Annotated in this window: 17 protein-coding genes; 5 read left to right on the top strand and 12 right to left on the bottom strand. The window is 37.8% G+C overall.

Annotation, left to right across the window (positions count from 1 at the left end; genetic code table 11):
- Position 1: 1 nt before the first annotated feature.
- Both NSQ61_RS18175 and NSQ61_RS18170 read left to right on the top strand, forming a co-directional pair.
- Positions 2 to 748, top strand: a complete 747-nt coding sequence (locus NSQ61_RS18175; protein ID WP_066250100.1) for an amino acid ABC transporter ATP-binding protein — start codon at positions 2 to 4, stop codon at positions 746 to 748.
- Positions 749 to 767: 19 nt separating this feature from the next.
- Positions 768 to 1,196, top strand: a complete 429-nt coding sequence (locus NSQ61_RS18170; RefSeq protein WP_063387719.1) for an OsmC family protein — start codon at positions 768 to 770, stop codon at positions 1,194 to 1,196.
- Between the two features lie 439 nt (positions 1,197 to 1,635).
- On the opposite strand, the gene NSQ61_RS18165 is transcribed toward NSQ61_RS18170, so the two are convergent.
- From NSQ61_RS18165 to isdC, 10 genes are all read right to left on the bottom strand, one after another.
- On the bottom strand, positions 1,636 to 1,968 hold the full coding sequence (locus tag NSQ61_RS18165) for an antibiotic biosynthesis monooxygenase (protein ID WP_063387718.1): 333 nt from the start codon (positions 1,966 to 1,968) through the stop codon (positions 1,636 to 1,638).
- On the bottom strand, positions 1,938 to 2,753 hold the full coding sequence (locus NSQ61_RS18160; protein WP_130157530.1) for an ABC transporter ATP-binding protein: 816 nt from the start codon (positions 2,751 to 2,753) through the stop codon (positions 1,938 to 1,940). The genes NSQ61_RS18165 and NSQ61_RS18160 overlap by 31 nt, the downstream gene beginning before the upstream one ends.
- On the bottom strand, positions 2,740 to 3,735 hold the full coding sequence (locus NSQ61_RS18155) for a FecCD family ABC transporter permease (RefSeq protein ID WP_339197614.1): 996 nt from the start codon (positions 3,733 to 3,735) through the stop codon (positions 2,740 to 2,742). The genes NSQ61_RS18160 and NSQ61_RS18155 overlap by 14 nt, the downstream gene beginning before the upstream one ends.
- On the bottom strand, positions 3,732 to 4,679 hold the full coding sequence (locus tag NSQ61_RS18150) for an ABC transporter substrate-binding protein (protein WP_339197617.1): 948 nt from the start codon (positions 4,677 to 4,679) through the stop codon (positions 3,732 to 3,734). The genes NSQ61_RS18155 and NSQ61_RS18150 overlap by 4 nt, the downstream gene beginning before the upstream one ends.
- Before the next feature lie 74 nt (positions 4,680 to 4,753).
- Positions 4,754 to 5,521, bottom strand: a complete 768-nt coding sequence (srtB, locus tag NSQ61_RS18145; protein ID WP_063387714.1) for a class B sortase — start codon at positions 5,519 to 5,521, stop codon at positions 4,754 to 4,756.
- Positions 5,518 to 6,315: an ABC transporter ATP-binding protein gene (locus NSQ61_RS18140; protein WP_130157533.1), complete on the bottom strand. Its 798-nt coding sequence runs from the start codon at positions 6,313 to 6,315 to the stop codon at positions 5,518 to 5,520. The genes srtB and NSQ61_RS18140 overlap by 4 nt, the downstream gene beginning before the upstream one ends.
- Complete coding sequence (locus NSQ61_RS18135) at positions 6,305 to 7,285, bottom strand: FecCD family ABC transporter permease (protein ID WP_063387712.1); 981 nt, start codon at positions 7,283 to 7,285, stop codon at positions 6,305 to 6,307. Before NSQ61_RS18135 ends, NSQ61_RS18140 begins: the two co-directional genes overlap by 11 nt.
- Before the next feature lie 29 nt (positions 7,286 to 7,314).
- Positions 7,315 to 8,196 carry a heme ABC transporter substrate-binding protein IsdE gene (isdE, locus tag NSQ61_RS18130; RefSeq protein WP_063387711.1) on the bottom strand — a complete coding sequence of 294 codons (882 nt, stop codon included), beginning with the start codon at positions 8,194 to 8,196 and terminating at the stop codon, positions 7,315 to 7,317.
- Positions 8,197 to 8,322: 126 nt separating this feature from the next.
- Positions 8,323 to 11,097, bottom strand: coding sequence for an NEAT domain-containing protein (locus NSQ61_RS18125; RefSeq protein ID WP_340807812.1), 2,775 nt, complete (start codon positions 11,095 to 11,097; stop codon positions 8,323 to 8,325).
- A gap of 15 nt (positions 11,098 to 11,112) precedes the next feature.
- Positions 11,113 to 11,790, bottom strand: a complete 678-nt coding sequence (isdC, locus tag NSQ61_RS18120) for a heme uptake protein IsdC (RefSeq protein WP_063387709.1) — start codon at positions 11,788 to 11,790, stop codon at positions 11,113 to 11,115.
- A 1,503-nt stretch (positions 11,791 to 13,293) separates the two neighbouring features.
- On the opposite strand from isdC, the gene NSQ61_RS18115 reads away from it, so the two are divergent.
- The 3 genes from NSQ61_RS18115 (at position 13,294) to ald (ending at position 18,024) form a co-directional block, all read left to right on the top strand.
- Positions 13,294 to 14,049, top strand: coding sequence for an amino acid ABC transporter ATP-binding protein (locus NSQ61_RS18115; protein WP_063387708.1), 756 nt, complete (start codon positions 13,294 to 13,296; stop codon positions 14,047 to 14,049).
- Positions 14,050 to 15,530: 1,481 nt separating this feature from the next.
- Complete coding sequence (locus NSQ61_RS18110; protein WP_144598286.1) at positions 15,531 to 16,781, top strand: PucR family transcriptional regulator; 1,251 nt, start codon at positions 15,531 to 15,533, stop codon at positions 16,779 to 16,781.
- A 112-nt stretch (positions 16,782 to 16,893) separates the two neighbouring features.
- Positions 16,894 to 18,024, top strand: a complete 1,131-nt coding sequence (ald, locus tag NSQ61_RS18105; protein WP_340807809.1) for an alanine dehydrogenase — start codon at positions 16,894 to 16,896, stop codon at positions 18,022 to 18,024.
- Positions 18,025 to 18,485: 461 nt separating this feature from the next.
- Here ald and NSQ61_RS18100 read toward each other — a convergent pair whose 3' ends face one another.
- Both NSQ61_RS18100 and NSQ61_RS18095 read right to left on the bottom strand, forming a co-directional pair.
- The gene (locus NSQ61_RS18100) at positions 18,486 to 18,818 is read right to left on the bottom strand and encodes an antibiotic biosynthesis monooxygenase family protein (RefSeq protein ID WP_066250125.1); all 333 of its coding nucleotides are present in this window, start codon (positions 18,816 to 18,818) and stop codon (positions 18,486 to 18,488) included.
- 964 nt (positions 18,819 to 19,782) lie between these two features.
- On the bottom strand, positions 19,783 to 21,312 hold the full coding sequence (locus NSQ61_RS18095; RefSeq protein WP_339197633.1) for a malate:quinone oxidoreductase: 1,530 nt from the start codon (positions 21,310 to 21,312) through the stop codon (positions 19,783 to 19,785).
- Between the last annotated feature and the right edge of the window lie 550 nt (positions 21,313 to 21,862).

Raw genomic sequence — 21,862 nt, 5'->3', positions numbered from 1 at the left:
CATGATAGAGATTAAAAATTTACAGAAAAATTTTGGACAGCATGAAATATTAAAAAATATTTCATTATCCATTCCAGCCCATCAAGTAGTGGCAGTCATTGGTCCAAGCGGTTCAGGAAAAAGTACGTTTTTAAGATGCATCAACGGACTTGAAACAATTACAGGCGGCACCATTACAGTCGACGGTCACGTGATTGATGCAAATGCTTCAAAAAAAGCACAACAAAAAGAAATTTATGCCATTCGTCGAAAAACAGGGATGGTGTTTCAACAATTTAATTTATACCCGCATAAAACGGCCGTCCAAAATGTAATGGAAGCTTTATTAGTAGTGAAAAAAATGCCGAAGGAAAAAGCATACAGCATCGCAGCCAATTTGTTAGAAAAAGTCGGGCTTGCAGCAAAAGAAGATGCTTATCCGTCTCAGCTGTCAGGCGGGCAGCAACAGCGTGTAGCGATCGCAAGAGCTCTTGCGATGGAACCGAAGTTGATGCTATTCGATGAACCGACTTCTGCACTTGATCCGGAGCTTGTAGGAGAAGTATTAAAAGTAATGAAAGAATTAGCAGAAGACGGCATGACGATGATTATTGTAACGCATGAGATGAAATTTGCCCGGAGTGCCGCTGACCGCATTTTATTTATGGCAGACGGCGTTATCGTAGAAGATGCGAAGCCAGCAGCATTTTTTGAACATCCGCAAACAGCGCGGGCACAAAAATTTTTGCAACAAGTTACAGAGTTTTAAAAGAGAGGAATTGAACAATATGCAAATTAAAGCAACATGGCAGGGCGGCCGTGCTTTTGAAGCAGTCGGTCCATCCGGATACAAAATGGCAATGGATGCCACGGAAAACTACGGTGGAGAAGGAAGTGCCGCAACCCCAACAGAAATGCTCCTAGCGGCTCTTGCCGGCTGCATTGGAATTGATGTAACGATGATTTTAAGACATGAATTAGATCATATTGAGGCAATTGATATTACAGTCGACGGCACGCGTCGCGAAGAATTGCCCTCTTCTTTCACCGCTTATACCATCACATTTACAGTAAATGGGGATATAACGCCGAAAAAAGTTTGGCGCGCCATCCAATTAGGCAAACAAAAATATTGTGCGGTTTCTGCATCTTTAAAGGGTGACGTTACGTTCAAACTAATATTGAACGGCAAAGAAATTCCTGCTGAAAAAGAGTGAAAAAACGAAGTAAAGTTTTGATTGCAAAGGATATTGAAAAATCTTTTGCAATCATTTTTTTATACAAATTTTGTTTTAGCAGCTGCCTTTAACTACCTATTTTCTTGTTTCTAACAGCTGTTCCGCTGTCCAAGCCGGAGTGTTTGCGGTTTTAACTAACTATTTTCTTGATTGGGGCTGTCTAATAAGTCGTTTTTTGGCTTATTGACGGCCCCCTTTTATGTTTTAGAAACGTTGAAATATCGATGTTAATGATTTTTGGTTTTCAATAGGGATTTGACTTTCTGGACAGCCCCGTGCCACATTTTTTGTTTTTGCTGAAAAAAATAAACGACCTTTTCCCGCAATTCATTTGGAAAAGGCCGCAATTCGGATATCTATTCTTTTTCCAATCAATTTTTGTAACCTACTTCACAAAAATCGTTCTGCCATTTTTTATTTATAAATTTTCGACAGCTCGCTCATCTTCTTTTACATAGGAATATGCTAGCTCATGGAAGGACACTTGATTTCCAATAACATAATCATGTTGTTTTCGATTTTCATGCGCTTTTTGGAACACATCGCTGTGGAACCAGCCTTCGAAGCTTTCTTTGTTCTCCCATGTTGTGTATACACGAACTTCGTCATAATCTTTTAATCCGTCCGTTACTAAGAGATCTAAACGAATGAACCCAGGAAATTTCTCAATTCCCTTTCTAATTTTAAAACGCTCCACTAACTTTCCGGAATATCCTTTTTTCACGCGAATGGAATTGGTAACGATGTACATTCTTTTTTCCCCTTTCTTTTGAATCGTTTTGGAATAAACATTGGTTTTCCATCCATATCATGGATGGAGACAGAAATACCAAATACCTCTTCAAACATTTTTTCCGAAAATACTTCCTCTGGACTGCCTTGTTGATAAATCGTCCCGTCTTTCATCACGATTAAGCGGTCACTATACTGTGCGGCTTGATTCAGATCGTGAAGAATCATGATGACCGTCCTGTTATACTGTTGATTGATCGTTTGGACAACCTCCAAAATTTCCAATTGATGTACAATATCTAAAAACGTGGTCGGTTCATCCAATAATAAATATTCAGTACTCTGGGCAAGAACCATCGCAATCCACGCTCTTTGCCTCTCGCCTCCTGATAAGGAGGACAAGTGTTGATGTTCATATTGTTTCACATTGGCAAGAGCTAACGCCCAATCAACGATTTCTTTATCTTCTTGACTGAATGGGGCAAATTTGCGTTTATAAGGGTTCCTGCCGAACTCTACTAATTCACGTACGGTAAAATCGAGCGTAACATCATGTGTTTGCGGCAGCATAGTTAATTGTTTTGCGATATCTTTTCGATTCGCAGAAACGATATTTTTTCCATCGAGAATGATCTCGCCATTTTGGGGCTGTAATAAGGCAGCGATGAGCCGCAGCAAGGTGGATTTTCCTGATCCATTAGGCCCGATAATACTAATCACTTCACCCTTTGGCAATTCCAGATTCATTTCGTTGATGCCGAATCGTTTGGAATGGTGGTAAGTCAGATCTTTAACGGTGAGCATGCTTCACTCCCCCTTTAAAGACCAAATATAGGAAAAACGGACCGCCTAGAAAAGACAGCAGGATCCCTACCGGCAGTTCAATAGGATCAAACCAGCTTCTTGCCGCAGCATCTGCGAACACAACGAGTATGCCGCCGCCTACACAGGATAATGGCAGCAAATAACGATAATCGTTTCCGATGAGCAATCGAATGATATGCGGAACGATAAGACCTACAAATCCTACCAGTCCAGCAACACTGACGGCTATTCCAGCTAAAAGAGCACTGACAAAAATTAAGAAAAATCTGCTTCTTTCCACTTGATGGCCTAATAAAGTGGCCACCTCATCCCCCAGCATCAGCATGCGGATATGTTTGATGGAAAAAAACGCTAATACCAGTGCAAAAATGGCATAATAAACAATCATCTCTACATGCACCCAGCTTACGCCGCTAATCCCGCCATTTAGCCACGGCAGAACCGCTTGAACTTTGTCGCTATGTAAAATCATAATACATGACATGATCGCACCTAAAAAGGCGTTGATTGAAATCCCGACCAGCATAATTCGAACAATGGAAGTTCCATCTTGCCAAGCTAGCAAATAAATGAGCATAGCCGTAAGAAAAGCGCCAAGAAAGGCTGCTAAAGGCAAAATGTGCAGTTGATCGGGATACAGCACCATGATCACCGTCGCTGCCAGTCCTGCCCCAGACGTCACGCCAATAATACCGGGATCCGCAAGCGGGTTTTTCATTACACCTTGTAAGATAGCACCCGAAACCGCTAAACACATGCCGACAAGCAGCCCAACGAGAATCCTTGGGAGCCGCAAATCCCAAACAACACGGTACACTAACGATTCCTTATCGCCCATATCCGCAAAAAATTCCTTAAATGAAATAGAGATACTGCCTGCTGTCAGGCTATAGAATACGCTTAGAAACAATAAGATGATCAGAATGATGATAAGCCATATTCGTTTCTTTCGATTCATCATGAATCCTTTCCTATATCTTTCAAGCTTTGACGCATATATTCCACTGCTTCTGTGATCTTTGTCCCCGGATTAGTGCCAAACAAATTCGATGGCAGCACCACAATGTTTCCTTTTTTTACTGCATCTAAGTTTTTCCAAGCTGCATTTTTTTCCATTTCTTGTTTAAATGCTTTTTCTACCCCGCTAGGATCACCGTGTGTGATTAAGTAAATGATATCTGGATCAGCTTCCACCACACGTTCTACCGCTAATTGAGCGTATTGCGGATATTCTTTTAACTTTGGAAAGTTCGATGCTACATTAATTCCGCCCGATTTTTCTAAAATATCTCCTGCCAATGACGTTGGGAGAGCTGCTAAAAATGATCCAGGTGCTCCATAAACAAGCAATGCTTGAGCTTCGGAAGCTTCCGTTTGCTTCTCAACGACTTGCTCGATTTGTTTAATCAGCTCTTGAGCTTTCGATTCTTTACCGAGAAGAGTTCCATATGTTTCGATGTTTTTCTTTATATCTTCAATGGAATTCGCTTCCGTCATGAGAGTTTGTATTCCTTGATTCTCCAATGCGGGGATGTTTTTATCAAAACCAACATTGGCAATTAACACATCTGGCTTCAAACTTACGATCTTCTCTATATTCGGCTGGTGTGTATTTCCGATTTCTTCTACTTTTTCTAATTCTTCCGGTATCTCTACCTTCGTACTAGGCCTGCCGACAATTTCCCCTCCTAATTGATGAATGATATCCATATCACCGATCGTTAATGAAGCAAATTTTTTCGGATGAGTGTCAAAAGCAACTTCACGACCTGATGCATCGGTCACTTTCACTTTGCTTTCTGTTACTTTTGTCCCTCCTGTTGATTCAGTTCCTTTTACCCCGCATCCGGTAAATAAGAGCAATAAGAAAAACGTGAGGGTGAATTGGAAAAGTTTTGTTTTCAAAAGTATCCCTCCTTTACCATTTTAATTAAAAATGATTATCATTGTCAATTGTTATTTTCGAAATTTTCTACCATTTACTTGTTCTCCTTTAATTTTGCATGTATGACAAGTCTCCCTTCTCCTCCAGGAAACGTGTAATCACAAGTAGATAAAGTTAAAATTTGATCATTCGGTTCGATATCAATATCGGTCTTATAAATGGAACGATCTTTTAACTGATTGACGAATGATAAAAATTCGTCATCAGAGGAAAATTCAGTATCGATATAATAAAAATCTGTAGTCGTTTTATATACTGAAAAGATTTCAGCATCGTAGCTTTCATATAACGTATCAAAATAAATGGTGCGGTGATGCTGGAAAAACGATTCATCCAGATATTTATCTAATTGTCCAAACATCGTGTCATCTTTCATACGATGTCCGTAAAGGATAACATTTTGATTTAGGCCTTTCACATCATTTCGATAATCCATAAAAATGCTTCCAGCCCTTGATTTCTCTTTTTTATAATTTCTTGTTAAATAAAACTCATTGTTTTCCGCTTGAAGAATCGGATACGAAATGTATGTGTCGGGAATTTCAATCCAACCAACAATATCTTGGTTAATGCGCTGCAATTCAATAAAAGACGAACGAATTCTTTCAAAGTCCTTGCCTTCATGAGAAGTTCTCTCGGTACGATTTTCTTGATAAACCTCTTGAATTTCAGCTAAAACTTGCCGGTTTGTATAGTAATCGTAAAGGATACTTATAATTTGATACGCTGAAAAAAACAAAATCCCAATGCAAACAATGCTAACGAGTTTCCCAATGATCTTTCTCAATCCCCGATCATTCATGTCGCATTGTCATTCCTTCTAGCAACTCCCATTGGCACAACATAAAATCCGCTTTGATCATTATGATTGACTATGGCTCTTACCCCATAAATGCTTTCAATCATTCCTTCCGTGATCACTTCTTTTGGAGAACCTTCCGTCACAATTTCGCCGTTTTTCATCACAATAATCCAATCACTATAACGAATGGCTTGATTCATATCATGCAGCACCATCACAATCGTAATGTTATACTCCCTGTTTAACTTCTTGATGAGCTCTAAAATTTCGAATTGATAATAAACATCCAAATATGTTGTCGGTTCATCCAAAAACAAAATAGGAGTTTTTTGCGCCAATGCCATCGCTATCCAAACTCGCTGTCTTTCTCCCCCAGACAGCTGTTCTACTTTTTCTTTTCGTTTTGATTGCAAATTGGTAATGGAAAGCGCCCAATCAATCACTTCTTCATCCTCTTCTGAGTTATGATGATGAAAAAATCTTTTATACGGCATGCGGCCGTAGCTCACCAGGTTCTCGACATTGATATCAAAAGGAATTTCATTTTTTTGATGAACAACCGATAGTTTCTTCGCCAATTCCTTCGGCTTATATTGTTGAATCAATTTTCCGTCCAAAATAATCTGGCCTTTTTGCGGTGCATTGTGGCTAGACATAACTTCTAATAATGTGGACTTTCCGCATCCATTCGGACCGATAATCGTCGTAATTTTACCAGGTTCAACAGCAAGGTTAATTGATTTTAACTGATCCTCTTTTTGATTATATGAGAATGAAACATTTTTAACCTCCATAGATGCGATCACTCCTTCTAATCAATATAATCAAAAAGGGACCGCCGATTAATGACATAATAATGGATGCAGGAAGTTCCGTCGGCGCTAAAAACACCCTTCCGATTGTGTCGGCCGTTAAAATAAGCAAAGCTCCTGATAAAATGGAGAATGGTGTTAATATTTTATAATCTGAACCGACTAATAGCCGTCCAATATGGGGAATTAGCAAACCGACAAATGCAATGACCCCAACAGTTGCGGTTGTGACGCTTGCCAAATAAACTGCAATCGCAGATATAATAACCCGAGCTCTTGTCACGTGAAGCCCCAGATTTCGCGCCGTTTTATCTTGTAAAGCCAGCATGTTGCACCAAGAATAAACGAGCAAGGACAATATTAAACCGATGGAACCATATATAACAATTGTTTGAACATCGTCCCACGTTTGTTGAGATAATGTTGATGCAGTAGCTTTCGCAGAACTGGTTGTCGTATAGCCTCTGTAGTTAAAGGATTCATATAATGCAGTAAACACCGCATTGACTGCCACCCCAACTAAAATTAATCGAAGGGGGCTGAGTCCTGATTTCCATGAAAAGGAATAGACAAGAAAACAGGCAAGTATCCCTCCAAGAAAAGCAAACAGCGGCATCCAAAAAAACAACGTAGGAAAGAAGCTGATCATAGTTAATGCAACAAAATTGGCTCCTGAAGAAATCCCGATGATCCCAGCTTCCGCCAAAGGATTTCTCATAACTGCCTGCAATAATAATCCCGATACCGCCAAATTTGCTCCAGCAAAAAGGGACACAATGATCCGTGGAAATCTCATATCCTTTATGACTTCTACATCTTCATTTCCACCAAACAAAAGGCCTCTGATCAACTCAGCAACGCCAATTTCCAAACTTCCGTTCACAATAGAGAAAAAAGTGACAACAACCAGCATTGTGGTCACTACTGCAAAAGTTAGCCACGTTTTCTTCATGGATCAGCACCCTTTTCTTTTTTGTCCGCTTATTCATGAAACTCAGGATACAAATATTTCACCAATTCATCTAAAGCTTCATCCGCTCGAATGGTTGCGGTAGTCGGGAACAATTCTTCTTCCAGATCATACACCCTGCCATTTTTGACAGCATCAAAATGCTTCCATATATCGTTTTTCTTAAATTCTTCATCGAACATTTTGACTACTTCCTCCGGCATGCCGTGAGCAAGCCTTAATATGACATCGGGATTGGATTCATATAAATATTCTGTGTTAGATTCTAAATACTCCACTTTCTCTCCTTGAATCACGTTGTTTCCACCCGCCAATTTCACTAGATCGCCAATATAGGAATGCTCTGTTGCCACTAAGTAACTTCCGGGAACTCCGAGTAAGATTAAAACATTTGGTTTTTCCAAGTTACGAGTTTTTTTCTGGATTTCTTTTACTTTTTTTTCGAATCTATCAACGATCTTCTTCGCTTGTTTTTGTCGTTCATATTTTTCTCCGAGTGCAAGAATTTCCTTTTCCATTGATTGAAGACTGGTTAAATCCAAAAAATCTACTTGAACGTTATGTTTTTCAAACACTGGCTCTAAATCATATTGAATAGTTGAAACAGAGTATACATCAGTAGGTTTTAAAGACATCAAAACTTCCATATCAGGATTTTTAGCATACCCCACTCTTTTCGCATTCTTATACCGCTCCGGCAGTTTTTTGCTGCTTGTGGGGACGCCAACTAAATCAATATCTAATGCATCAAAAATTTCCGTAACGGCAACAGATAATGAGACAACTCGATGATCCTGTTTTTTCGGCTTTTTTTGTTCCGTTGATTCAGCAGCAGATGAAGAACAACCGGCGACGACAACCAGCAGCATTATCAAAAGGATCAGCCATCCCATTCTTCTTTGTTTACACACTTAAACAAAGCCTCCCCGCTTTCGACCGACCTAAAAAGTCGTTGTCATATTTTTTAAATAAGAAAATGTTGTCTTGATGCGCATGTCCGCATCAAGACAACAGTCAGGTTATTTTTTCAAATGAATAAGGAGCCTTGAGCGATTCTTCCAAACTATGATGGCAAGAGATCCTAGCAGCAATGCCAAATACAAACCAATTTGGGAAAGATCAGCCGTTTTGGCATTCACGGTTGAATTATTTGAGTTATTGGAAGCGTCATCGTCTGTCGACTGTTGATCTGCATCTCGGTTAAAGGTTAGTGAATCGTCATCGCTATTGCTATTTTGTAGATTTTGATCCTGATTTTGGTTTTGATCTTGATCGCTGGAATTCGTATTCCTCGTTGGAACATCTGTTCCATCATATGGTTTTACACTATCTGGATCAAAAGCAATTTGGATATCATACGTATTGTGATATTGAAGATCTGGAATATCCACCTTGATCTTAGCATTCACTTTTTTAGATAAATCTTCGATCGGGAAACCTACTACTCTTGTATCTTCTTTTTCATTTTTGCTTCGCACTTCCACATCTTGATATTGGCCGTTTCTTTCCACTTGTAATTTCGTGATCCATGAGCTTTTTAGCAATGTGAACGCAACATCTAATTGTCCATTTTTTACAGTTAATAGTGCCGGGCTGACAACATAATCATTGACCATTGACGGTTCTTCTGTACCATTTTTTAATACAGTAAATTCCACGGTATATAGACCGTCAGCCAACTCATTTCTTGTTTGTCCGCCATTGTTATTTCCAGAATTTTGATTGTTATTGTTCGATGGATTGTCTCCAGGCTTATTTGTACCCGGATCTTTCCCAGGATCTTCTGGTTTTTGTCCATCCTCATCCGGCTGATCCTTCTTTACTGGTTTGATGCTGTCTACATCAAACTGGATTTGAACCGTATAAGATCCATCATAACCATATTGCGGTATAACAACTCTTGTTTGAACATTCAGTTTTTTCGTTAAATCGTCCACTTCAAACTTGACGACTCTTGTGTCTTCTACGTCATTCGTCGATACAACCTCCGCATCGACATATTGACCGTTTCGCTCTACTTGAAAGCTTTTAATCCATCCGCTGTTTTTTAACGTCACGGAGACGTATTTTTTGCCATCCTTCACCGATAAGCGAGCCGGTTTCACAGTATAGCCATCCATCATCGAGATATCTTCTGTCTTGTCTTTTAAGACCTTAAAGTCAATCGTATATTCACCGTCTTGAAGCTCTTCAGCAGGCTGTTCATCCTGATCGCCATCTTCTCCCGGCTGCGGATTTGGCTCATTATCTCCAGGAGCTGGATCATTCGGTTCCTCGCCATCTTCTTGTCCTGGATTTTCAGGCTCTTGGCCTCCTTCTTCCGGCTGCTCCGCCTGCACTGGTGTAATGCTGTCTACATCAAACTTGAATTGAACGGTATGCGTCATTTCATACATGTTCGGAACCGAAACAGTCAATTGAGCATTCAATTTTTTTGTTAAATCGTCTACTTCAAACTTGACGACTCTTGTATTTTTTTCTACATTTGTCGATACAACCTCTGCATCGACATATTCTCCATTTCGCTCTACTTTAAAGCTTTTAATTAATGAACTGCTTTTTAACGTCAATAAGACGTATTTTTTGCCGTCCTGCACTGTTAAACGGGCCGGCTTCTCTGTATAGTTATCCATTGATGAGATATCATCTGTCCCGTTTTTGAACACTGTCAAGTCAATCGTGTATTCTCCGTCTTGAAGCTGTTCAGCAGGCTGTTCATCTTGATCACCATCTTCTCCAGGAGCTGGATCATTTGGTTCCTCGCCATCTTCTTGTCCCGGATTTTCAGGCTCTTGGCCGCCTTCTTCCGGCTGTCCATCCTGCACTGGTGTAATGCTGTCTACATCAAACAAGAATTGAACAGTATGAACCGTATCATATACCCCTGGTACGGCAACTCTTGTTTGAACATTCAGTTTTTTCGTTAAATCATCTACTTCAAATTTGACGACTCTCGTATTTTCTGTCTCATTCGTCGATACAACCTCCGCATCGACATATTCACCGTTTCGTTCTACTTGAAAGGTTTTAATCCATTCGCTGCTTTTTAACGTCACTGAGACGTATTTTTTGCCGTCCTGTACTGTTAAACCAGCTGGCTTCACAGTATAGCCGTCCATTGTTGAGGTATCTTCTGTCCCGTTTTTCAAGACCCTAAAGCCAATCGTATATTCGCCGTCTTGAAGCTGTTCCGCAGGCTGTTCATCTTGATTGCCATCTTCTCCCGGCTGCGGATTTGGCTCAGTATCTCCAGGAGTTGGATCTTTCGGCTCTTCCCCATCTTCTTGACCTGGATTTTCAGGCTCTTGCCCGCCCTCTTCCGGCTGCTCCGCCTGCACTGGTGTAATGCTGTTTACATCAAACAAGAATTGAACCGTATGAACTGTATCATATACGCCTGGTACGGCGACTCTTGTTTGAACATTCAATTTTTTCGTTAAATCATCCACCTCAAACTTGACGACTCTTGTGTTTTCTGCTTCATTCGTCGATACAACCTCCGCATCGACGTATTCACCATTTCGTTCTACTTGAAAGGTTTTAATCCATTCGCTGCTTTTTAATGTCACTGATACATATGTTTTGCCGTTCTGCACTGTTAAGCCGGCCGGCTTCACGGTATAGCCGTCCATTGTCGAGGTATCTTCTGTTCCGTTTTTCAAGACCCTAAAGCCAATCGTGTATTCTCCGTCTGCTAAAGCCGATTCAGCAAAAACAGGCTGTATTTTGACGGTCGGCAATAATAGCAGGACAACCATAAAAATGGCAAAAAACTTTCTAATCCTTTTCTTCACAAGAAACCTCCCCTTCTACGAAACTTTAAATCTAGATTTGAATTTAAAAGTTAGAAATGCTGCAGATAATAAAAATAAACCGATGAAAACATAAAGTGACGTGCTGTCACTAGTTTCCGGATTATTTTCTGTCTGCTTGTCTGTTTCATTTTGATTGTTTGTTTTATTTTGACTACTTTTTTCATTGCTTGTTTTTGTAGAAGCAGAGGTAGATGATTCGTTTGAACTATTAGAATCTGAGCTAACAGCTTTAATGCTATTTTGATCAAACTTTAGTCTTATTGTGTAATGGCTGTCATAAACACCCTCTCCAGGAAATTCTTCTTCTGGAATATAAACATGTATTTGAGAGGTTACAATGTCGGGAACTTGATCTACTTCAAATTGCGCAACTCTTTTATTTGCAGAAGTATCTGTGCTTATCACTTTTGTATCTACATTAGAGACTTTAAATTCTTTAATCCACGAACTATGATTTAATCTTACTTGAACAAAGTATTTGCCATTTTTCACAATTAGTTTTGCAGGCTTTTCCCAATAATCATTGGCTATGGATACCGAATCATTATCTGCTTTTAAAACTTTATAGTTGATGGTATATGTTCCATCAGCCAAGGAATTATTCGCCGATGCCGGCAATGAAGCATAAAAAACTACAAAAAGTAAAAAGACGACTGAAAAAATTTTTTTCATTTTTTGATCCGTACCCTCCTTTAAAATTTAATTAATAGATTGTTATATTCCAGAATTAAATAGCTTTCCCCCTTTCGGCCACTTATCAATAATGATTCTCAATCTCAAGAGTCATTTTATTAATAACGATTCTCATTGTCAATAAATTTTTATGAATCTTCCAGTTTTCCATCATTATAGAAATTTTTCATTTAGTAGTTTTTTATTCAGTGGGATACTCCGTATTAGAAGACTTTAGTCGAATTTTTTACAGGAAAATAGAAAAATCTTGTTTAATTGAATTTCATCCATAAAAAAATAATTTGTATTTATCGGAATGATTGATTCGCTTTATGTCTGAAAAATTATTCGGACAGTGTATTATTCATGTGAATATAAGCTATCGATTAACAAAATGAATAGAAGAAAAAATGGAGATGCAACAAATTAGATCAGTTCCCTTTTTTCGGAAACGTGGTAGGGTAATAAAGCTGTTAAGGCCAAGGGGAAAATGGAAGATTTGGAGTATTTTTAAAAAATACTGTTTCATTGATTAAACTTTATTAAGAAAATTTAATGTTTGTACCAGCACTTTCTTCTTTATGTATCGATAACGCAATATGAACTCCATAAAAATATGTATGGAGAAGCTGTTATCTCCATAAAAATAAGTTTAGATTCTATAAAAAAGTAATATAGAGCAGATACAAAAACGGTAAAAATTGGACATGAACTTTTTTAAAAAGTGTGAATACGAAATGGAGTGTAAAACGGAATTAATTATTTTTGAATAATTTTTTTAAATAATATTCGCCAGCTATTCTATATGAGTTTACAACTAGGAATAAAGTATTGAAAATACATATGAGCATTTCTTCAAACAATAATATTTTCGCTGCACCTACAATGAAACTTCAAAACAAGCTCAGAATACTAGTAACTCTCATGTCTTTTTATCAATTTGTCCGATCTGTACAATCAACTGTTGACTTTCAAATTATTAAGATCTATTATTATAGAAAATTAAACCTAGCTAAATAGTATGATTTAAATTTAGAACGACTCAATTAGATGGTGCAGATTTTTGAATGGATAAAAGGTGCAGACGACGAAGCGGCAGGTACAGATTTAGCATTACTCATCTACTAACAGAGTGTGGATCAAATACATCCTCTCGTTCATCAATTGACACTGCAAAAATAGTGATTCAAAAGCTTGCATATGACAGAGCCTATCCTTATGCAAATGAAATCATATATAATTTGTGACTGCACAGTCAGTTGGATTAAAATGTTCAGGCATTTAGAATGCTCATTCCTCAAACGCCGGCTGCAGCACTTTCAAATTTTTGTACAGCCACTGTCAATTTTATTAAAGCACATCATTAAGTCATAGGGTGCCATTGCATGAAATAATATTAAGAGCTTAACATGTCGGAATTTTTTGAATTTTATATTGATATGTAGTTTTGGAGAATATTTATAAAACTACCAGACTTAAGCTTGAAGGAAAGAGGTGGATAACATGCTGGAAATTAAAAATGTACATAAATCATTTGGGAAAAACAAAGTTTTAAACGGAGTTGATTTAAAAATAGATAAAGGGGATGTTGTCGTCATACTTGGACCGAGCGGATCAGGAAAGACAACATTGCTAAGATGCATAAATTTTCTTGAAAAAGCAGATCAAGGTCAGGCAATTTTTGGGGATATTCAGGTTGATCTTCATAAAGCAACTAGAAAACAAATTCATGCAATAAGACAAAAGACTGCATTTGTATTTCAAAATTACAATTTGTTTAATAATAAAACAGCATTAGAAAATGTAACAGAGGGGCTTATTATTGGCAGGAAGATTCCAAAAGAAAAAGCGAATGAAATTGGAAAAAAAGCATTGGATAAAGTAGGACTGTCCCACAAATACAATGCTTACCCTAGTGAATTATCGGGCGGGCAGCAGCAAAGGGTTGGCATTGCAAGAGCGATTGCTTTAAATCCAGACATCATTTTATTTGATGAACCAACTTCAGCACTGGATCCGGAATTAGTTGGTGAAGTTTTAACAGTTATGAAGCAAATTGCCAAAGAAGGAACAACAATGTTGGTTGTAACTCATGAAATGTCTTTTGCGAAAGATGTTGCCAATCGGGTGATTTTTATGGATGGCGGAGTCATTGTAGAAGAAGGATCACCTAAAGAAATTTTCACACATCCAAAAGAAGAAAGAACAAAACAGTTCTTAAAGCGGGTAATACCCGAGGATTTTACTTACTATATTTAAACAATTGAACAGCCTCTGTCCTTTCACATCACTGTAAATACAGACCCAAACACAGAATTCCTAGCCCTAAACGATTCAAATACGAATTGTTTAGGGCTTTTGCCGAATATTGATTGATTTCCTTCAATATCCTTTACGAGCACCACTATTCAAGCTGTTTCCACTGGGCATCCTACGGAATGAACATATCAGGATGTGGAAGCTCCCGTAAAAATAAAGAACCTTCGAAACGATCCGAAATTTCCCATTAAAGTATTAAATAGCCATCACTACCAAATATTTTAACAACACGACAAGCAAAAGCAAGTTTCTCAAGAACGTGGTAAAATAATAGCATCAGCATAGCACTGTTCAGCAGCGTAGTATTCTTTCGAAATGCATGAGTACAAGCACTTTATTGATCCAACAGTAATGCAAAATTCTCACACCGTTATGCGAAGAAGTTTTTCAAGGAAGATTTCGATCAAGTGGCAATTATACAAAGCTGAATATCTATCCATATGTTTCCAGAAAAAATGTCCTATTCTTTTGAAACCCGGCAAAATGTAAAGCATCGTTGTCTGTGCAATGAACAAGCAGTTCATCGGTTTTACCCAGATTTTATCCTATACGTTCGCCAACTTTTTCTAAAATAGGTAGTTTTGAAAACGTTTACTTTTTATAATTTGTCAGATCTCCTGACGATAATATTGAGAATGCTGCATTTTAAAAAAATAATCTATTTAAAGACAGTTTAAATGGGATGCTGCTTTTAATAAAGACGGAATATTTTCATTATAGATTATTAAAACCATTTTAAGGAGGTGGAATTATTCAATTAATGATTGCAGATGTTGTGCTTGAGCCTAATACCATGAAATTGGTAAGATCGCTGCCGAATGTAATGAATTGATGACGACACCTTTGATTTGTGAAACTGCTGAACAATCGGCAAGATTAATTAAAAATAACTATGAACTAACAGAGATTTTTATATATGCTGACCCCGTGTTTTTCTACTTAGCAAAAATCGCGTTTCCTATTAGTAATTTTTCGTATTACATCCCTTTTGCAGGATAAATGATCGGCAAAGAATCGATCAATCAAAAAGGAAAGCCAGGCCGAATTTAGGAAAAATCAATATTACGAAATTAGCAAAACACGTAAATGAAAAAAGAAAAGCAAATATTTAGTTTTCTTCATAACTGTAAATCCTTGGAGAATTGGCTGCATTTATAGAAGCAAACAAAATGTAATCTGCGATTCTCGGTGTTTGGCTGACCATGTAGAGATTCTTTTTTCGCTATATTACTCTTTATGTTACCTTCGGCGGTATGAGCTTCTGGCGCAGAATATTTTGGTACGAATCTTGTTTAGGCTTTCTAATTGTTCAGAAATTTTTTTCAATAATGATCGACAAAACGGGTGATTCTTGTTCATTTCAATTGACCCTTCATTATTGGATTTAGGACTGTAAAAATGCAAAAGGGGGGCAAGAATTAATGAGGAATTCATTAGGCTATCCACAATTACTTTCGCAGTTGCGTCAAGACGATTCCCTAGACCTTTTGGCAGACCGTATTGGTGAAATGCTTGAATGTCCAATTACGATAGAGGATTCCAATCATCAGATCATTTCCTACAGCAGACATAAAGAAAATGTAGATGAAGCAAGAATGGCCACGATTATGAGTAGAAAAGTGCCAGATAAAATCATTAACAGCCTTTGGAAAAATGGGATTATGGCAAAACTGTTCGAAAGCGATGAACCTGTTATTGTCCCTGCAATCAAAGAAGTTGGACTAGGCAACCGTGTCGCTGTTTCGATTCGAAAACATAATGAGGTTTTAGGTTTTATATGGGCACAAATCAATGATAAAACAATGGACGATGATCAATTGCATTTGCTCAAGGAAGCTGCAAAGCTTGTGAAAAACCAGCTCCTCCTTCAGCGAATAAGAAAACGAAAAGAAGAAGAGAGTCATCAAGAATTTCTATGGAAGCTATTAACAGGTCATCTGAACGATGTGTCTAAGATTAAACACCAGGCTAAACGAGTTGGGGTTAATCTGGATGGAAATCTTGCTGTTGCTATCATTAACTTTGAAAATGATATAACACAAGCTATTGAAAAACATGCCTATTATTTAGCTGAAACATTGCACCAAGTTCAAGTAGTCAGCAAATTATTTGATCAAAATCAACTAATATTGCTTACCCGGCTCAGAACAGAAAAAGAGGCGATTAACGCTCTTTCCGGTTTTATTAAAGATTTTATCAACAAAATAAGTATGCGTTTACAAATCCGAAATATATCTGGTGCTTTCGGCTCCGTTTATCATTCTCCGGAGCATGTTCATTGCAGCTATAAACAAGCATTGAAAGTATTAAGGCTTAAGGAAAAATTCCCCGATGAATTACAGCAAAAGTATAGTTTTCAGGAGATCGGCATCTATCAGTTTTTAGATGAACTTTATCAAATCCGAGTTCGTGACCACTATCAAAGTGAGGCAATCAAAAAATTAAGAGAGTATGACCTCAAGCATCACACCGATTTATTGCTTACGCTTAAAAGTTATTTAGAATGTGACTGCAATGTTTATCAAGCAGCGCAATTATTACATGTTCATCCGAATACGTTAAATTACCGTTTAAAAAGAGTTGTAGAAATAACAGGAGTAAACCTGAAAGACCCTAACCAGAAAATAACATTATTTCTGGATTTAAAACTTGAAAGCATGAATGTCGAGTAATTTGTATATTTACACAAATTACTTTTGCGGTTTTCTGATTTTTTCATAAAGTAAGGTTCAACTAAAAGAGATATGATAGTGGTGCAGATGTTATTTTAAGGAGATGGTGAGGATGATCATCGGGGTACCGAAAGAAATTAAAAATAATGAAAATCGTGTAGCTATCACACCTGCAGGGGTTGTGCAATTAATAAATGCAGGACATAAAGTTGTTATTGAAGCAAACGCTGGAATCGGAAGCGGTTTTACCGATGAAGAGTATAAACAGGCTGGTGCCGAGATTGTTGAAAGAGCTTCAGAGGTTTGGGAAAAAGCAGAAATGATTCTGAAAGTAAAAGAGCCCCTCCCGGCTGAATATGTATATTTCCGAAAAGGGTTAATTTTATTTACCTATCTCCATTTGGCAAATGAACCGGAATTGGCCAAAGCTTTAGTGGAAAATGAAGTAACCGCTATTGCTTATGAAACAATTACCGTCAATAATACACTGCCATTATTGACACCAATGAGCGAAGTTGCCGGCCGCATGGCAGCTCAACTCGGGGCGCAATATTTGGAAAAATCTAAAGGAGGAAAGGGAATACTGCTAAGCGGTGTTCCTGGTGTCAAACGCGGGAAAGTCACGATTATTGGCGGCGGTGTAGTCGGAACGAATGCAGCAAAAATTGCACAAGGCCTTGGTGCAGATGTAACAATTATTGACTTAAATCCTGCTCGCCTGCGTCAATTAGAAGACATTTTTGGTTCAACTGTGCAGACGTTAATGTCAAATCCTTATAATATTGCAGAATCTGTCAAAGACTCCGATTTAGTTATCGGTTCGGTGCTGATTCCCGGTGCAAAAGCACCTAAGCTTGTAACGGAAGAAATGGTAAAATCTATGCAGCCCGGGTCAGTCATAATCGACGTTGCTATTGATCAAGGCGGAAACTTTGAAACGATTAATTATGCAACAACTCATGACAATCCTATTATCGAAAAATATGGAGTGCTGCATTATGCAGTCGCCAACATTCCAGGTGCGGTTCCACGTACAGCAACAATTACCCTAACAAATGTCACGATTCCATATGCTGTGCAAATTGCTTCCAAAGGTGTAATCAAAGCAATTAAAGAAAGTGAAGCGATTAAAACAGGCGTGAACGTCATGAATGGAAATATAACCTTTAAAGCAGTAGCACATGACCTTGGCTATGACTATGTTCCAGTCGATGACGTTATCTCCGAACGATTGTATTCTTAAAACGCTGATGAAACACCCTTCATGCTTAGCTGTGAAGGGTGTTTTTAGGATTCTTTAAATGGACGAACGTTCATTTGCATTTTTATTCCATCTTTTTTTCGGCACATCATGCCAATTATTGAATAATAATTCTCAACAACACTCAGCAACTGAAAATTAGATGTGTGTATTATGCCACTGTGTACGGATTTTTCATTTCATAAAATCCAGAAGGGGAGATCGCGTCCAACAACGATCTCCCCTTCTTATGTATCTACTATTCTTCTAATAGCAATGATTTAAGTTCTTCTAATCCTTTTTGACGCTCAATTGGATCCAGAAACCCCACACATGAATAGATTCTTAAGCAATAAAAAAACACCCATTCACAATTGACCATCATCTAAAATGAATGGGCATTTAAAAATTTTTAGAGCATATGTTCAGGAAAAATCTACTTTTGGACTGGAGGCTGCTTTATTTTATCGAGTAGAGGACTCTACATAGCCTTTCTGACCCAGCACATAGAAGACATCTTGACGACTCTCCAAAATGTAGGAGGGAGCAGGCTTGCCTCGGTTCGCCCGGTGACCAGCAAGGTGAGCCTCGCTCTTCTCCCAGGCTTTCCAAGCCTCTTCTGATTCCCAGCGAATCATAACGAGTACTTCTTCATTCCCTTTTCTCTGCCTTTTCTTAAGCACGCTTAAATCGATAAAACCCGGCTGCTGTTCGATTATTCCCTGTGAAGTGAAGCGGTCAACAATTCGATCGGCATGTCCTTCTGTCACTAAAATAGTTTTTATTTGAACAAACACTCACATTACTCCTTTCATTGTGATTATACATTATTATATTTGATAACAATTATCATTTTCAATAATACCCGCAAGAAATATTCATCTTTTTTCAAAACGCTTCTCTATCAATTCATTTAAAAAGATGATGGCCAATAGCAAAGCGCCTGATCCGCAGCACAACATATGACGATATGGCTCCGCTGTCTCCACCAGATGAAAAATTGAATTTCCGGCACACTATCACTATTTAATTGTTTCTCTACTTGTCCGGCTTTCGTATCAGATACTCCATTAGCCAAGATAATATTCATTCATTATTTTAAAAAACTATTTTAATATAAAAGTTCACAACAAAAAAACACACGTTTATGAAGTCAAACGAAATCAGCTCCTAACATGTATTTTTTACGTGACAATATTGTTGTCAATCTTGATAAATAAGTTTAAATTTTATCCAAGACAGGTGTCTTTTTACGAACACAAGTTTTACAATACTTTTAAGGCTGCGGCAGAGCAAGCTCTTTATTGTCAAAATGGCTTTCCATTCAAATTCCGCATGTGTGTAACACCGTAAGGATAAACTCTTTTGGTTATCATAATAAAACTCCCCATGAAGATAAACAGATTTTTATTTTTTAATCTGTCTACCTAATGGGGAGGCATATCAAAAATCAAAACGTCATTAAAACAAAAAACACATAAACATCAATATATAAACGTTACTAAAACATTAAAGGGGAGGTCTATAAATCGAAAAAACGACTTATTAGACATCCCTCTTTTTTTCGTCGTGACAAAAAATTTTTAAAAACGGATTATTTTCAATTATATTCTATTATTCTGCAATTTTTTTATATTAGCTCTGCTTTAAAATCATTGACTTATCAGTCTCTTTTCTTTATTATAGAAACAATTATCCACTGATGAAAAGTGGCTGTTTTAAACTTTATTCATTCCACACCTTTGTTTCTCATCCAAGAAATTAGCTATAAACCGGTTCTTTTTCGTTTACACCAGAGATCGGTTCTTGTCCGTTTAGACCGAGCGTCTCTGCTGTTGAAGTATGAAGTTCATGGAAAAGATCCGGGTTTTCCACTAGTGACACACCATAAGAAGGAATCATTTCTTTAATTTTCGGTTCCCATTTATTCAAATGTTGAGGGAAGCATTTTTTAATTACTTCAAGCATTACGTGTACGGCAGTAGAAGCTCCAGGAGAAGCACCTAGCAATGCAGCGATCGAGCCATCTGCAGCCGTAACAACTTCTGTACCAAATTGAATCGTTCCTTTACCGCCAGCTTCAGTATCTTTGATAATTTGCACACGTTGGCCTGCGACGACTATATCCCAGTCCTCTGATTTAGCCGTCGGGATAAATTCACGCAACTCATTCATGCGCTTTTCTTTCGTTAACAGAAGCTGCTCGATCAAGTATTTTTCCAAAGAAAAGTTTTTAAAGGCTGATGCCAACAAAGTTACGAAATTGTGCGGTTTTACGGAAGCAAACAAATCCAAATTTGAACCAGTTTTTAAGAACTTAGGCGAGAAGCCTGCAAACGGTCCAAAGAGCAATGTTTTTTTGTTGTCGATATACCGTGTATCAAGGTGCGGAACTGACATAGGAGGTGCACCAATTTTAGCCTTACTGTAAACTTTTGCATGATGCTGCTCTACAACTTCTGGATTATTACATACCATAAATAATCCGCTTACAGGAAAACCACCAATATGTTTACCTTCTGGAATACCAGATTTTTGAAGCAAGTGCAGACTTCCCCCGCCGGCTCCAATAAATACGAATTTAGCCTTATGGATTTCAACTGAACCGCTATTGAGATCCTTCACTTTCAATTCCCACAAACCGTCGCTTGTGCGTTTAATATCCTTAACACTATGCTTGTAGTATATTTCGACATCTTTCTCTTTTAAGTAGTCAAATAACATGCGTGTTAAAGCTCCAAAGTTAACATCCGTACCTGAGTCGATTTTGGTTGCTGCGATCGGTTCATTCGATGTACGTCCTTCCATTATAAGCGGAATCCATTCTTTCAGTTTTTCCGGGTCATCAGAAAATTCCATTCCTTGGAATAATGGATTGTTTGATAGCGCTTCAAAACGTTTCTTTAAATATCTCACATTATTTTCCCCTTGGACTAAACTCATGTGGGGCAGCGGTCTGATGAATTCCTGCGGATTTTGTATTAGATTGTTTTTTACAAGGTAAGACCAAAACTGTCTGGAAACTTGGAACTGTTCATTAATTTTTATAGCTTTGCTAATATCAATAGATCCATCCGGTTTCTCGGGTGTGTAGTTAAGCTCACATAGTGCAGCATGCCCCGTTCCTGCATTATTCCATTCATTAGAGCTTTCTTCTCCTGGTTTGTCGAGTTTTTCAAACACTTTAATTTCCCATTCCGGCGCTAATTCTTTCAACAGTGTCCCTAAAGTCGCACTCATAATTCCGGCACCAATTAAAATAACGTCTGTGTTAGTTTGTCTGCTACTCATTTTTCCCCATCCTTATCCCCAAATATTTGTAGAAAGGATGCAGGCGACCTGCCTAATTCAAAGCTCTACATGGCTTTCGCCACACGCCTTTTCTACAACAATTATATCTTAATTATAGTATATCATTATTTAAGTATAGTTCATTATTAGTATTTCTAATTAAAGTCCATCACGATTATTTATAGATTTACAGATTCTATATCAACTTTATACAACCAGACCGCTAAAATTAATTTTTTCTTGAAAATGAATCATTTTACTCCACCAACATATCCTATTATTCACCAATCATCAGATATCACCTGAACGAATGAGATGTGCTGTTTAAATAAGAGTTTCTACCGATAAAGAAGATCAAAAAAGAATCCATAAGCAGTCAAATAGAGCTCTTTATGGGATATATCTTGGTTAAAGGGGGATATCGAAAATTTTTACGTTGATGCAAACACGAACAGTTACACAAAATAAAACAGATAAATCACCTCTTCAAACAACAGATGATGAACATGTCACTCAATTATAAAATCAGTCACTTATTCTGCCTCCCAAA

Origin of the sequence: Aeribacillus sp. FSL K6-1121 (genome assembly GCF_038003725.1) — a bacterium.
GTDB lineage: Bacteria > Bacillota > Bacilli > Bacillales > Aeribacillaceae > Aeribacillus > Aeribacillus composti.
This window is presented reverse-complemented; position numbering and strand designations above follow the sequence as displayed.

What these genes read in the sequence shown, in the direction of transcription:
- ald (WP_340807809.1), top strand. Translation starts at nt 16,894, where the DNA reads ATGATCATCGGGGTACCGAAAGAAATTAAAAATAATGAAAATCGTGTA.
- isdC (WP_063387709.1), bottom strand. Translation starts at nt 11,790, where the DNA reads ATGAAAAAAATTTTTTCAGTCGTCTTTTTACTTTTTGTAGTTTTTTAT.
- NSQ61_RS18115 (WP_063387708.1), top strand. Translation starts at nt 13,294, where the DNA reads ATGCTGGAAATTAAAAATGTACATAAATCATTTGGGAAAAACAAAGTT.
- NSQ61_RS18110 (WP_144598286.1), top strand. Translation starts at nt 15,531, where the DNA reads ATGAGGAATTCATTAGGCTATCCACAATTACTTTCGCAGTTGCGTCAA.
- NSQ61_RS18175 (WP_066250100.1), top strand. Translation starts at nt 2, where the DNA reads ATGATAGAGATTAAAAATTTACAGAAAAATTTTGGACAGCATGAAATA.
- NSQ61_RS18155 (WP_339197614.1), bottom strand. Translation starts at nt 3,735, where the DNA reads ATGATGAATCGAAAGAAACGAATATGGCTTATCATCATTCTGATCATC.
- NSQ61_RS18170 (WP_063387719.1), top strand. Translation starts at nt 768, where the DNA reads ATGCAAATTAAAGCAACATGGCAGGGCGGCCGTGCTTTTGAAGCAGTC.
- NSQ61_RS18095 (WP_339197633.1), bottom strand. Translation starts at nt 21,312, where the DNA reads ATGAGTAGCAGACAAACTAACACAGACGTTATTTTAATTGGTGCCGGA.
- NSQ61_RS18160 (WP_130157530.1), bottom strand. Translation starts at nt 2,753, where the DNA reads ATGCTCACCGTTAAAGATCTGACTTACCACCATTCCAAACGATTCGGC.
- NSQ61_RS18140 (WP_130157533.1), bottom strand. Translation starts at nt 6,315, where the DNA reads ATGGAGGTTAAAAATGTTTCATTCTCATATAATCAAAAAGAGGATCAG.
- NSQ61_RS18165 (WP_063387718.1), bottom strand. Translation starts at nt 1,968, where the DNA reads ATGTACATCGTTACCAATTCCATTCGCGTGAAAAAAGGATATTCCGGA.
- isdE (WP_063387711.1), bottom strand. Translation starts at nt 8,196, where the DNA reads ATGGGATGGCTGATCCTTTTGATAATGCTGCTGGTTGTCGTCGCCGGT.
- srtB (WP_063387714.1), bottom strand. Translation starts at nt 5,521, where the DNA reads ATGAATGATCGGGGATTGAGAAAGATCATTGGGAAACTCGTTAGCATT.
- NSQ61_RS18135 (WP_063387712.1), bottom strand. Translation starts at nt 7,285, where the DNA reads ATGAAGAAAACGTGGCTAACTTTTGCAGTAGTGACCACAATGCTGGTT.